Annotated in this window: 11 protein-coding genes; 3 read left to right on the top strand and 8 right to left on the bottom strand. The window is 62.4% G+C overall.

Annotated elements, in window-relative coordinates; genetic code table 11:
- Positions 1-150: 150 nt before the first annotated feature.
- From ACIP1G_RS29780 to rfbB, 7 genes are read right to left on the bottom strand one after another with little or no spacing between them, the layout of a single operon-like run.
- Positions 151-606, bottom strand: coding sequence for a YiiD C-terminal domain-containing protein (locus ACIP1G_RS29780; RefSeq protein WP_400743756.1), 456 nt, complete (start codon positions 604-606; stop codon positions 151-153).
- The gene (locus tag ACIP1G_RS29775; protein ID WP_400743754.1) at positions 606-2,012 is read right to left on the bottom strand and encodes a sigma-54-dependent transcriptional regulator; all 1,407 of its coding nucleotides are present in this window, start codon (positions 2,010-2,012) and stop codon (positions 606-608) included. The genes ACIP1G_RS29780 and ACIP1G_RS29775 overlap by 1 nt, the downstream gene beginning before the upstream one ends.
- The gene (locus tag ACIP1G_RS29770; RefSeq protein WP_400743751.1) at positions 2,009-3,823 is read right to left on the bottom strand and encodes an ATP-binding protein; all 1,815 of its coding nucleotides are present in this window, start codon (positions 3,821-3,823) and stop codon (positions 2,009-2,011) included. Before ACIP1G_RS29770 ends, ACIP1G_RS29775 begins: the two co-directional genes overlap by 4 nt.
- 38 nt (positions 3,824-3,861) lie before the next feature.
- Positions 3,862-4,722 carry a dTDP-4-dehydrorhamnose reductase gene (rfbD, locus tag ACIP1G_RS29765; RefSeq protein WP_400743749.1) on the bottom strand — a complete coding sequence of 287 codons (861 nt, stop codon included), beginning with the start codon at positions 4,720-4,722 and terminating at the stop codon, positions 3,862-3,864.
- On the bottom strand, positions 4,719-5,264 hold the full coding sequence (gene rfbC, locus ACIP1G_RS29760; RefSeq protein ID WP_400743746.1) for a dTDP-4-dehydrorhamnose 3,5-epimerase: 546 nt from the start codon (positions 5,262-5,264) through the stop codon (positions 4,719-4,721). Before rfbC ends, rfbD begins: the two co-directional genes overlap by 4 nt.
- Positions 5,261-6,136, bottom strand: coding sequence for a glucose-1-phosphate thymidylyltransferase RfbA (gene rfbA / locus ACIP1G_RS29755; protein WP_400743744.1), 876 nt, complete (start codon positions 6,134-6,136; stop codon positions 5,261-5,263). Before rfbA ends, rfbC begins: the two co-directional genes overlap by 4 nt.
- Positions 6,133-7,215: a dTDP-glucose 4,6-dehydratase gene (gene rfbB, locus ACIP1G_RS29750; protein WP_400743741.1), complete on the bottom strand. Its 1,083-nt coding sequence runs from the start codon at positions 7,213-7,215 to the stop codon at positions 6,133-6,135. Before rfbB ends, rfbA begins: the two co-directional genes overlap by 4 nt.
- A 302-nt stretch (positions 7,216-7,517) precedes the next feature.
- On the opposite strand from rfbB, the gene aguA reads away from it, so the two are divergent.
- Positions 7,518-8,624, top strand: a complete 1,107-nt coding sequence (aguA, locus tag ACIP1G_RS29745) for an agmatine deiminase (protein ID WP_400743739.1) — start codon at positions 7,518-7,520, stop codon at positions 8,622-8,624.
- 184 nt (positions 8,625-8,808) lie between these two features.
- Positions 8,809-9,006 (top strand): hypothetical protein, encoded by a 198-nt coding sequence (locus ACIP1G_RS29740; protein ID WP_400743736.1) that lies wholly within the window; start codon positions 8,809-8,811, stop codon positions 9,004-9,006.
- A gap of 111 nt (positions 9,007-9,117) precedes the next feature.
- Here ACIP1G_RS29740 and ACIP1G_RS29735 read toward each other — a convergent pair whose 3' ends face one another.
- Positions 9,118-11,193: a TonB-dependent receptor gene (locus ACIP1G_RS29735; protein ID WP_400743734.1), complete on the bottom strand. Its 2,076-nt coding sequence runs from the start codon at positions 11,191-11,193 to the stop codon at positions 9,118-9,120.
- A 472-nt stretch (positions 11,194-11,665) separates the two neighbouring features.
- On the opposite strand from ACIP1G_RS29735, the gene ACIP1G_RS29730 reads away from it, so the two are divergent.
- Positions 11,666-12,985 carry an OprD family porin gene (locus ACIP1G_RS29730; RefSeq protein WP_400743731.1) on the top strand — a complete coding sequence of 440 codons (1,320 nt, stop codon included), beginning with the start codon at positions 11,666-11,668 and terminating at the stop codon, positions 12,983-12,985.
- The last annotated feature ends 122 nt before the right edge of the window (positions 12,986-13,107 follow it).

Below are 13,107 nucleotides of genomic sequence, written 5' to 3'. Positions count from 1 at the left end.
GGATGTACGCCATGAAAAATGCCCCGCATCGTTGATGCGGGGCATTTTGCAGGAGCTGGCTCAAAATTTCAGGTTTTCACACAGCCTGTACAGGTACTGCGTTGGCTTAGAGTTTCCGCCGCACCTGTGGGATCGAGACAGCCTTCGGTATCAGCGGTGCAGGACGTACTGGCCGCTGAACTTCACCGCCGGCTCGTCACTACCGGCATTGCTCACCGTGGTCCCCAACGTCAACCGCGCCCGCCCACGGCGCTGGTACATGGTCAGGAAACGCTCCCAGGTCTTCTCATCCGGCGCCGCACAGCGCGCCACGGCCGTGCCGGTAACCGGCAGCGGATAACTGATCTGCCCCTCCTGGATGACGATATGCCCGTCATCAATCCCCAGTTCACGCAGGCGCAGGTGCAGCCAGCCCCAACCCACCAGCACCGCCGCGCAGTACAGGCTGCCGCCAAACATGGTGCTCTTGTGATTGACGTTGGCCGCCAGCGGCAGTTGCAGGCGCAGGGCGTGCTGCTGCCAGTCGATCACTTCCAGGCCCATTTCACGGGTCAGGGGAATGTCGCTGTGCAGTACGGACTGCAGGTACTGGCTATCGGTGCTCATCAACGGTTGTCCTCGTGGTCGTCATGCCCGCCGCTGCCGCCGTCGAAGCTCAAGCCATGCTTGCGCAACTTGTCGTGCAGGGTCTTGCGGGGGATGCCCAGCGCCTCGGCCAGGCTGCGCATGGAGCTGTGTGGCTGGGTCAGCTCGGCAGCGATCAGCGAGCGTTCGAACTGCTCGACCTGTTCGCTGAGGTTGCCGCTCAGCATTGGCGCTGCGGGTGCTGCCGCCGGTGGCGCCTGGCCGTCCAGGGCCAGTTCCAGGCCGAGGGCGAAGCGCTCGGCGGCGTTCTGTAGCTCGCGTACGTTGCCTGGCCAGTCGTGGCGCAGCAGCATGGCCCGCTGGGCCGGCTGCAGGGTGTGGGGCGGCAGGCCATGGCGCTGGCTGGCAGCATCGGCGAAGTGCTGGAACAGCACGAGGATGTCGTCGCCGCGTTCGCGCAGCGGTGGAATACGCAGCGGCGCCACGTTCAGGCGGTAATACAGGTCGGCGCGGAAGCGCCCTTGGTCGGCGGACTGGCGCAGGTCCTCCTTGGTCGCGGCAATGATGCGGATATCCAACGGGATCAGCTGGTTGCCGCCCAGGCGTTCGACCACCCGTTCCTGCAGCATGCGCAGCAGCTTCACCTGCACGTCCAGGCTCATGCTCTCGATCTCGTCGAGAAACAGCGTGCCGCCATTGGCGAACTCGAACTTGCCGATGCGGCGTTTCTGCGCGCCGGTAAACGCGCCAGGTTCATGGCCGAACAGCTCGCTTTCGACCACCGACTCGGCCAGCGCACCGGCGTTGATCGCCACGAACGGCCCATCGCGGCGGCTCGACAGGTCATGCAGGGCACGGGCCACCACCTCTTTGCCGGCGCCGGTCTCCCCCAGGATCAGCACGTCGGCGCGGGTGCCAGCCAAGGCGCCGATCTGCTCGCGCAGGCGCTGCATGGACGGCGACTGGCCGACCAGGCGGGTGGCCAGCTGCTGGCGGTCGCTCAGGGCCAGGCGCAGGCTGCGGTTGTCCAGCACCAGGCGGCGCAGGGCCAGGGCGCGGCGCACGCTGTCGAGCAGGGCGTCGGTGGCAAAGGGCTTTTCCAGGAAGTCATAGGCACCGGCGCGCATTGCCTGCACCGCCAGCGGCACATCGCCGTGGCCGGTGATCAGCAGCACCGGCAGCTCGCTGTCGCGAGCGTGCAGTTGTTCCAGCAGTTGCAGGCCATCGATGCCGGGCATACGGATGTCGCTGACCACCACGCCGGGCCAGTCGGCCTCGATGCGCTCGGCCAGGCCTTGGGCATCGGCCAGGGCGACCACCTTGAGCCCGGCCAGGTCCAGGGTCTGGCTCAGGGCCTGGCGCAGGTGCGGGTCATCGTCGACCAGGATGACCTGGGCTCGGCTGTCGATCAGTGTCTCGGTGGTCATGCCGAGGGGTCCTCCGAATTGGGCAAAGTAGCGCCAGGCGCGGCCACACGCAGCTGCAGGGTCAGCAGTGCGCCACCTTCAGGGTGGTTGGCCAGCAGCAGTTCACCGCCCAGGGCGCGCATCAGGCTTTCGCAGATGGCCAGGCCCAGGCCCAGGCCCTGGGTGCGGGTCTTGGTGGTGAAGAACGGCTCCTTGGCGTGCTCCAGGGCCTGGCGGCTAAAGCCTGGGCCGTTGTCGCGGATGTACAGGTAGACGCAGTCATCGCGCTGCTCGGCACTTAGCCACAGGCGACGCGGGTTGGCTTTTTCGGTCAGCGCGTCGAGGGCATTGGCCAGCAGGTTGCCCAGCACCTGACGCAGCCGGGTTTCGCCGGCCTGCACCCACAAGGTGGCTTCCGGCAGGTCGCGAATCAGCTCTACGGCCATTGCCCGGCGGCGCTTGGCCAGCAGCGCCAGGGCATCGTCCAGGGCTGGCTGCAGGGCCACGCTCTCCGGGGCATGGCGATCACGGCGGGCGAAGGCGCGCAGGTGGGCGATGATCGAGGCCATGCGCCCGGTCAGCTCGCCGATCAGCTTGAGGTTGCCGCGGGCGTCTTCGGTGCGCTGGTGATCGAGCAGGATCTCGGCGTTTTCCGCATAGCTACGGATGGCTGCCAACGGTTGGTTGAGCTCGTGGCTGATGCTGGCCGACATGGTGCCGAGTACCGACAACTTGCCGGCCTGCACCAGTTCATCCTGGGCGCGCACTGCCTCTTGCTGGGCGTTCTCGCGCTCCAGCACGGCGCGCTTGAGGCGGGTGTTCAGGCCTTCGAGGTCGGCGGTACGTTCGGCCACGCGTTTTTCCAGCTCCTGGCGGCCACGGGCCTCAAGGCCGATACGGTCGATGTAGTGACGGCGCCGCTGCATCACCAGCCCGGCCAGCAGCATCACCACCAGCAAGGTACCGGCGCCGATGGCCATGACGGTCTGTACCGAGCGGTCGACCAGAATGCGCGGGGCAAGGATGCTGACCTGCCAGCCGGTTTCCTTGATGTCGCGGGTTTGGGTGATCCACGCGTCCGGGTTGAGCACCAGCGGTTGCGGGGCCTGGGTGGGGTAGGGCTGGATGGCGATGATTGCCTGGCGCTCGGCCTCGGTCAGTGCGCGGGTAGCGCGAAAGCGCCAGTCGGGCCGCGAGGTGAGGATTACCACACCATTGTGATCGGTCAGCAACAGCTGTTCGGGGGTACGACCCCACAGGGTTTCGGTGTGGTCGAGGTCGACCTTGACCACCAGCACGCCCACGATCCTTTCGCGGTCGCGCACGGCGGCGGCAAAGAAGTAGCCGCGCTTGGCCGAGGTAGTGCCCTGGCCGAAGAAGCGCCCCAGGCGGCCGGCCATGGCTTCGTTGAAGTAGGGGCGGAAGGCGAAATTGCGCCCGACGAAGCTGTCGTGTTTATCCCAGTTGGAGGCGGCCAGGGTGTTGCCGCTGACGTCCATCAGGTACATCACCTCGGCACCGGTCTGCTGGACAATGTCCTTGAGCAGGCGGTTGGCGTTGGTCACCGCTTCCAGGCGGAACGGGTCGGCCAGCACGCCACGCAGCGCGGGCAAGTCGCCGAGGATTTGCGGCAGGGTCTCGTAGCGGTGCAGGGTGCCGAGCAGGTTGGCGACATACAGGTCGAGGGTCTGGCGGTTCTGCGAGGCCAGCTCTTGCTGGTAGTAGCGTTCAGCCAAGTGATGCAGGGGCCAAAGTAACGGGGCCAGGCACAGGGCCAACAGGGCCAGGCTGCGCCAGCGGGGACGGCGTGGGGGCGTGGGTTTTGCAATCATCACGTAAATGCGCCAGAAAAGTCTGACGCAATTATGCGCTACTTCAAGCAGTCGATCAGCGCTTGCTGCCAGTGTGGCAGGTTGACCTGCCATTCGCGGGCCAGGCGAGTGCAGTCCAGGCGAGAGTTGAGTGGCCTGCGCGCCGGAGTGGGGTATTCGCTGGAAGGTATCGGCAGCAGTTCGGCGCAGGGCAGGCCCTGGGCTTTCAATTGCTCGGCAATGGCCTGGGCGAAACCGAACCAGGATGTTTCGCCTTGGGCCGCCAGGTGATAGATGCCCCAGGCGCCTGCTTGACCCGCTTGCCAGCGCTCGATCAGGCTGCGGGTGCTGGTGGCGAGCGTTCCGGCCCAGGTTGGGGCGCCCACCTGGTCGTCTACCACGCGTAATTGAGGCTGTTCCTGCAGCAGCCGTTGCATGGTCAGCAGGAAGTTGCGCCCGTAGCGCGAATAGACCCAGCTGGTGCGCAGGATCAGGTGTTTTCCGGCGACTGCGACAATCGCTTGTTCCCCTGCCAGCTTGCTGTGGCCATACACGCCCAAGGGGCTGGGTGCATCGTCTTCGTTGTAAGGCGTGGTTTTGCCACCATCGAACACATAGTCGGTGGAGAAGTGGATCAACGGGGCGCCAAGCCTTTTGGCTTCTTCTGCGAGCACGCGGGGGCCATCGGCATTGATGGCAAACGCCAGCTCCGGCTCTTGCTCTGCCTGGTCCACGGCCGTGTAGGCGGCCGCGTTGATGATCAGCTCAGGGGCGAGCCGGCGCAGGGGAGCACGCAACGCTTCAGGTGCGGCCAGGTCCAGTTGCTCGCGCCCCAGTACATGCAACTCGCCAAGGCCTGCCAAGTGCACCTGCAGGGCCTGGGCAACCTGGCCGTTGCGGCCACAGACGAGAATTTTCATGGCAGCAGTTGCGCCTCACTGAATGGCACGCCGAGCTTGTCTTTATCAGACAGCACCGGCGGCTCATCCAGCTGCCAGTCGATGGCCAGTTGCGCATCATCCCAGCGGATGCACCGGTCTGCGCCCGGGTTGTAGTAGTCGGTGGTCTTGTAGAGAAACTCGGCCGACTCGCTCATGACCGAGAAACCGTGCGCGAACCCAGGTGGAATCCACAACTGGCGATAGTTGTCGGCCGACAAGTGAACCGCCACCCATTGGCCAAAGGTGGGTGAACTCTTGCGCACGTCCACGGCAATGTCGCGGATTTCGCCGTGTATCACGCGCACCAGCTTGCCCTGGGTGTTTTCCACCTGGTAGTGCAGCCCGCGCAGCACACCCTTGACCGAGCGGGAGTGGTTGTCCTGCACAAAGTGCGCGGTAACGCCGGTCTGCTGCGCGAAATCGTGGGCATTGTACGCTTCGAAAAAGAAGCCACGGCTGTCGCTGAAGACCTTTGGTTCGATAATCAGTACGTCAGGGATGTTGGTGGGGATGATATTCATGTAGTTTCGTTGGCCAGTTTGCCCAGGTACTGACCGTAACCGGTCTTCTTCAGTTTTTCTGCCTTGGCCAGCAACTGGTCGCGGGTGATCCAGCCCTTGTTGAAGGCAATTTCCTCCAGGCACGCCACTTTCAGGCCCTGGCGGTTTTCGATGGTTTGCACGTACTGCGAGGCGTCCAGCAGGCTTTCATGGGTACCGGTATCGAGCCAGGCAAAGCCGCGACCGAAGCGCTCGACACGCAGGTCACCGCGCTTGAGGTAGGCATTGGTCACGTCGGTGATTTCCAGCTCGCCGCGCGCCGATGGGCGAATGCCTTTGGCAATTTCGATGACGTCGTTGTCGTAGAAGTAGAGGCCGGTCACCGCGTAGCTGGACTTGGGCTGCAGGGGCTTTTCCTCGATGGAAAGGGCGTTGCCCTGCTCATCGAATTCGACCACGCCGAAGCGCTCCGGGTCCTTGACCCAATAGCCGAACACGGTGGCGCCGCTTGGGTGATTGACCGCACGTTGCAACTGCTCGGTGAAGCTCTGACCGTGGAAGATGTTGTCACCCAGAATCAGGCAGACCGAGTCGTTACCGATGAACTGCTCGCCAATCAGGAATGCCTGGGCCAGACCGTCAGGTGAGGGTTGCTCGGCATAGCTGATGCGGATGCCGAACTGGCTGCCGTCGCCGAACAGCTGGCGGTACTGGGGCAAGTCCTGGGGTGTGGAAATCAGCAGGATGTCGCGAATGTCGGCGAGCATCAGCACCGACATCGGGTAGTAGATCATCGGCTTGTCGTAGATCGGCAGCAACTGCTTGGACACGCCGAGGGTAATGGGATGCAGGCGGGTGCCGGAGCCTCCGGCCAGGACGATGCCCTTGGTCATGCAATGAGCTCCTTGAGGTCGTTATTGCCCAGTCGTTCACCTTGGTAGGTACCATCCTGAACGTGGCGGCACCATTCCAGGTTGTCCAGGTACCACTGCACGGTTTTGCGCAGGCCGCTGGCAAAGGTTTCCTGCGGCACCCAGCCCAGTTCCTGCTCGATCTTGCTGGCGTCAATGGCATAGCGCAGGTCGTGGCCGGGGCGGTCTTGTACGTAGGTAATCAGGTCTGCGTAGCGGGCCACGCCGGGCGGGTGTTGCGGTGCCAATTCCTCGAGCAGTGCGCAGATCGCATGCACCACATCGAGGTTCTTCTGCTCGTTGTGGCCGCCGATATTGTAGGTTTCACCGACCTGGCCATGGCTTACCACTTCCAGCAGCGCCCGGGCGTGATCCTCGACGAACAGCCAGTCGCGCACCTGCTGGCCGTTGCCATAAACCGGCAGCGGCTTGCCCGCCAGGGCATTGAGGATCATCAATGGGATCAACTTCTCGGGGAAGTGATAGGGGCCATAGTTGTTCGAGCAATTGGTGACCAGCACCGGCAGGCCGTAGGTGCGGTGCCAGGCGCGGACCAGGTGGTCCGAGGCTGCCTTGCTGGCCGAGTAGGGCGAGCTGGGCGCATAGGGCGTGGTCTCGCGGAACAGGTCGTTGGCGCCATGCAGGTCGCCATAGACCTCGTCGGTGGAAATATGGTGGAAGCGAAAAGCGCTACGCTGGGCGGCCGGCAGCCGGCTCCACCATGCGCGTGTGGCGTCCAGCAAGGCATAGGTGCCGACGATGTTGGTCTGGATAAAGGCCGCCGGGCCGTCGATCGAGCGGTCTACATGGGACTCGGCCGCCAAATGCATGATCGCATCGGGTTGAAAGCGTTCGAGTACGGCGCTGACGGTGACCGCATCGGCAATGTCGGCCTGGACGAATTCGTAGCGGGTGTTGCTGGCGATACTGTGCAACGACTCGAGGTTGCCGGCGTAAGTCAGCTTGTCGAGGTTGAGCACCTCATGCCCGGTGTGGCCGATCAGGTGGCGGACCAAGGCCGAGCCTATGAAGCCAGCCCCGCCTGTGACGAGTATGCGCATTATCGGGACGCCTCTGATAAATCCATGTGCTGTTCTCTGCAGCCTAGCCTGTGGTTACGGGTGGTAGCAGACAAATATCATTGCAGCGCATCTCGGGGCTACCATTAGTCAGATTGTTATCGGCTTTCTACCAAATAATACTGCAATAAATAGGTTAGGCAGCTTGTTGTTATCGATATATATCGGCTATAAAATGCCCGTAATGGGGGTATCGTACCCTTAAGAATGCTCACACCAGATTGTTATCCAATTGATCAATGCCCCCGGCAAACACCGGCTCAGGGCCATCACAGAGGTCACCCATGAAAACCCTCAACTCCACGCCCCGTGCCGATGGTTTCCATATGCCCGCCGAGTGGGCTGCGCAAACCCAGGTGTGGATGGTCTGGCCGGAGCGCTCGGACAACTGGCGCCTGGGCGGCAAGCCGGCGCAGGCGGCCCATGTAACCTTGGCCAAGGCCATTGCCCGCTTTGAACCGGTAACCGTCGCGGTCTCCGCCGGCCAGTACGAGAATGCCCGTCGCCAGCTCGACCAGCCGAACATCCGCGTGGTCGAAATCAGCAATGACGACGCCTGGGTACGTGATACCGGCCCAACCTTCGTCATCAACGACCAAGGTGAAGTGCGCGGCGTGGACTGGGGGTTCAATGCCTGGGGTGGTTTCGAGGGTGGCCTGTACGCACCGTGGAACCGCGACGAGGAACTGGCAGCCAAGGTCCTGGAAATGGAGCGCTGTCAGCGTTACCACACTGAAGGCTTCGTGCTTGAGGGCGGTTCCATCCACGTGGACGGCGAAGGCACCGTGATCACCACCGAGGAGTGCCTGCTCAACCACAACCGCAACCCGCACCTGAACCGCGAGCAGATCGAAGCGGTGCTGCGCGACCAGCTGGCGGTCGACACCGTGGTCTGGCTGCCAGATGGCCTGTACAACGATGAAACCGACGGCCACGTCGACAACTTCTGCTGTTACGTACGCCCAGGTGAAGTGTTACTGGCCTGGACCGATGATTCCAACGACCCCAACTATGCACGTTGCCATGCAGCCATGGAGGTGTTGAAGAACACCCGCGACGCCAAGGGCCGTGAGTTCATCGTGCACAAGATGCCGATCCCGGGCCCGCTGTTCGCCACCGCCGAAGAGTGTGCCGGTGTCGATCAGGTGGCCGGCAGCCAGGAGCGCGATCCGTCGGTGCGCCTGGCCGGCTCGTACGTGAACTTCCTGATCGTCAACGGCGGCATCATTGCGCCAAGCTTCGACGACCCGGCAGATGCCGAAGCCAGAGCGATCCTGGCGAAGATCTTCCCCGACCACGAGGTGGTGATGATCCCTGGCCGCGAGTTGTTGCTGGGTGGTGGCAACATCCACTGCCTGACCCAGCAGCAGCCGGCGCCGGTCAAACGCTGAATGCCTGCACGATGAGAAAGGCCCGTCATGTGACGGGCCTTTTTTTCCGGCGACGTCCGGCAGTCAGCGATGGCATATGTTTTGTATTGTTTTTCAAGTAGATAGCTCGGCCAGGCCGCGCTCTCGGTTCTGTAACAATACTTACGTAAATTTGCCGCTCACGGGCCAGGGAGTACGTGTAGAAATGAACGCAGCAAGTGAGTCGGCTTTGCGCCCATCGGCAGTGAATCACCCATCGCTCAGGCTTGTGGCGACGTGGTTGAAACACCATGGAAGCATCAGGGTCAGGACGACCGACCCACGACGTCTGCTTGCCGGACGCTACCCCCAGGGGCTGATCAGTGAAGCAGAGATGCAGGCGCTGATGGCGGTGTGGCACTGATTGATTACACATGTGCCGGCCTCTTCGCGGCTAAAGCCGCTCCTACAGGTCTGTGTGCAGTACCTGTAGGAGCGGGTTCACCCGCGAAGAGGCCGGTACAGCCAACAAAGATCAGAAGCTATAGCTACCCGTCACCACCAGGCTACGCGGGTCCCCCACCTGGATCTGCGCCGCGCTGGTCGCCGAGCTGTAGTAGGTCTTGTCGGCAATGTTGCTCAATGCCGCCCGCACATCCCAGTCATGGGTGCGATACCCCGCCAGCGCATCCCAACGGCCATAACCCGGCATCACCGTGGTGTTCTGGTTGTCCGCATAACGCTCACCCACCAGCGTCAGGCCGGTTTCGGCATACCAGCCCAGCTCCGGTTTCCAGGTCACGAACAGGCTGCCGTTGCGCTTGGCCACGTCATTGATGCGGTTGCCTTCCTGGCCGTTGTTGTCCTCGACGATGGTCGCATCCTGCAAGCCGATACCGCCGCGTACATACCAGTTGCCAACGATATTGCCGGTGGCGGTCAGCTCGATGCCACGCGAACGCTGCAGGCCGCTGAGCAAGGTGATATTCGGGTCGTTCGGGTCGCGCGTACGGCGGTTGTACAGCTCCAGCTCATAGATGGCCAAGGTGGTGGTCAGGCGCTGGTCGAGCCAGTCGCTTTTCACCCCGATTTCCTTCTGCCGGGTTTCCTCCGGCTTGGTGTCGTTGGCGTTGCCCGGCGCGCCCGGGGTGATGCCGATCAGGCCGCCGCCCACCGGCGAGAAGGTCTTGCTCCACGAGGCATAGAACGAATGGTCACGCCACGGGGTGTAGACCACGCCGAGGCGTGGGCTGGTGCTGTTGCTGTCCTGCGGTTCGGTTACGTTGTCCTTGTTGGTGGTTTCCACTTCGAACTGGTCGAAGCGCACACCAGCCAGGATCTGCCACTGATCGTTAAGGCGGATCTGGTCCTGCAGGTAAAGGCCACGGCTATCGACCACGGTGTGATTGTCACTCGACAGCGCCAGTTTGCCCGGGTGCTGCTGCTCGCGGCCAGGTTTGCCCAAGCCCGGCAGTGTCTGGTTACCAGCGCTGTACAGCACCGGGTCACGCTTCTGGTTGCCAAATTCCAGGCCCAGCAGCAACTTGTGCTCCAGGCCTAGGGTGTCGAAGTCGCCCTCGGCCTCCAGGTTGTTGAACAGGTTGCGGGTGTTCAGGTCCTGCTGCCAGCGTTGGCGGGTCAAGGTATTGGTGCCGGCGTTGTAGGCCGTGACATAGGTGTTGTCGAACTCGCTGTCGAGCTTGAACAGGCCCAGGGTATGGCGCAGCTGCCAGGTTTCATTCAGCTGGTAGTTAAGGCGCGAACGCAGTGACTGCGCGTGGTCGTCGATGTAGTCGCGCTGGTCGCCGTAAGTGGTGCTGCGGCTGACATCGGCCGGGCGGCCGTTGACCCCGGGGATACCGCGGTCCGGGGTGCGGTTGTAGCGGCTGTATTCATATTGCACCAGCCAGTTCAGGTCGGGGTTGATTTGCCAGCTGATCGACGGGGCAAACAACTGGCGGCTGCCGTGAACGCCATCGCGGAAGCTGTTGTTGTCCTGGTTGCCCATGTTCAGGCGCAGGCTGACGGTGTCGCTGGGGTCGGCGCTGAGGTCGGCATACAGGCTGCGCAGGTCTTCGCTGCCGGCCTGTGCTTCAAGGCTGGAGCGGCGGCCTGGCTCGGGCGCCTTGCTGACCCGGTTGACGATACCGCCCTGGCTGCCACGGCCATACAGCACCGCCGCCGGCCCCTTCAGCACCTCGACCCGCTCGATGTTGTGCAGGTCGCGGATGTACTGGCTGTCGTCGCGAATGCCGTCCAGGTAGAAGTCATTGCTGGCCTCGAAGCCACGGATGCGCACGCTGTCGAAGCGGGTGTCGGCGCCGCTGCTAACGTTGGGGATGCCCTCTAGTGCCTTGCCCAGGGTGTTGCTGCCGTAATCCAGCACATTGGCGGTTTTCACCGTGTCGATTGCCTGTGGCACATAACGCACCGGGGTCGAGGTGCGCGTGGCGGTGCTCACTTCCTTGACGCGTGGGTTGTCCTTTTCTCGCTCGCTGTCGGCGGTGACCGACAGTTCTGGCAGGGTGGTGGTGGCGGCACTGGCCAGGCTGGCGCTGAACAGCAGCGACAGGCCAAGCGTCAGCGGTGAAAGGCGGCAGGGTACAAGCATGGGCACATCCGGACCGGGCAGGTGAAAAAGAGATGCGGATGGTAATGCTTGCTATTTGCTGTTGCTTGCCTATTTGTAAAGGGTTGTCTTTACATATGTATCACTTTGTAACTACGCCTTCTGTATAGTGCGCGCCCGTGCGGATTTGTCGGGTTGGTCAAGATGACAAATCTGACAAAAGACAAAATACCCACCGATAGCGCAAATATGCGTGGAAATGCCCCAGAGCCGCCGTTGATTTTGGTTATATCAACCTGCATTTCACGAGTTTTTGACATTTGTAATCGCACACGGCTAGGATTCGGCCAACGCCTGCTGGCCAAGACCTTGGCCATGCGGCTGTCAAAGGCCGCCGTGCACTTACCGGTAGGGCCTTCCAGTCTGGATCCGCATAGCGTCGAACCTACGTAGGGGCGTTGGTTCCTGGCGTCATATTGCAGAGCGTTTTTGATTAAGAAATAAGGAAAACAACATGTTGAAAACCAGGATCAGCCTGGTCGCCCTGGCGATGATCGCCGCGACCCAGGCTCAGGCCAATGACCAGGCCGAGAGCAAGGGCTTCATCGAGGACAGCCACGCCAACGTCCTTCTGCGCAACGCCTACATCAACCGTGACAAGAAGCACGGCACCGACGACCAGATCGAATGGGGTCAGGCAGTCATCGGTAACTTCTCCTCCGGTTTCACCCAAGGCACTGTCGGCGTCGGTGTTGACGCTTTCGGCCTGTACGCCCTGCGCCTTGATGGCGGCAAAGGCCACAACGGTGGCGGCGGCGTCGACTTCTTCAAGCCGCACGAAACCACCAACGCCGAAGGCAACGCCAGCTCGCCGCACAACCTGGCCCGTGGTGGCGCTGCAGTGAAATTCCGCATCTCCAACACCGTGCTGAAGTACGGTGACCAGATGCCAGCACTGCCAGTGCTGCAGTACGACGACGCGCGCCTGCTGCCAGAAAGCTTCACCGGTACCCTGATTACCTCGAAAGAAATCCAGGGCCTGGAACTGAACGCCGGCCGCTTCACCCAGGAAGCGCGCAAGAGCGCCGAGCGCCGTGACGGTGGTGGCCTGAAGTCGATCAACGTTCTCGGTGGTAGCTACAAGTTCACCGACAACTTCAGCGGTTCGCTGTACACCGCAGACAACGAAGATGTGATGCGCAAGCACTACCTGGGCTTGAACTACGTCTTCCCGATCGCCAGCGACCAGTCCCTGACCCTGGACTTCAACGGCTACAAGTCGGACATCAACAACAAGTACGTCAAGGCTGCTGGCCTGAACGGCGACTCCAACACCATCTGGAGCCTGGCGGCTACCTACGCCTACGGTGCGCACTCGTTCACCATCGCCCACCAGCGCAGCACCGGCAGCACTGGCTACAACTACGGCTTCTACCAGAACGCCGGTGGCGTGGGTGACGGTGGTTCGACCATCTACCTGGCCAACTCGTACTGGTCCGACTTCAACGCCGAAGACGAGCGCTCCTGGCAGCTGGGCTACGGCCTGGACTTCGGTGGCTACGGCATCCCGGGCCTGACCTACAAGCTGGCCTACGTGGTGGGTGACAACATCAACACCCGCAACAACGCCAACCCGCAGGGCTTCGGCGAAGGTAAAGAGCGCGAGCTCTTCAACCAGATCCGTTACGTGGTGCAGGACGGCCCGGCCAAGGACCTGTCGATCAAGCTGCGTAGCTCGTTCCTGCGTACCAACAATGCCGTGCAGCAGAACGGTTACAACGACGACGGCAACGAAGTCCGCGTATTCGTCGAGTACCCGATCAGCATCTTCTGATTCTGAGCTGATGGCCTAGGGGCTGCTTTGCAGCCCCTTCGCGGCACAAGGCCGCTCCCACAGGGGATTGCATTCCGTCTCTGTGGGAGCGGGCTTGCCCCGCGAATGGGGCGCAACGCGGC

It is taken from the genome of Pseudomonas sp. NPDC089392 (assembly GCF_044749595.1).
In the GTDB taxonomy this organism is placed as follows: Bacteria; Pseudomonadota; Gammaproteobacteria; order Pseudomonadales; family Pseudomonadaceae; genus Aquipseudomonas.
The sequence above is the reverse complement of the archived record's forward strand: the minus strand, read 5'-3'. Positions and strand labels throughout refer to the sequence as shown.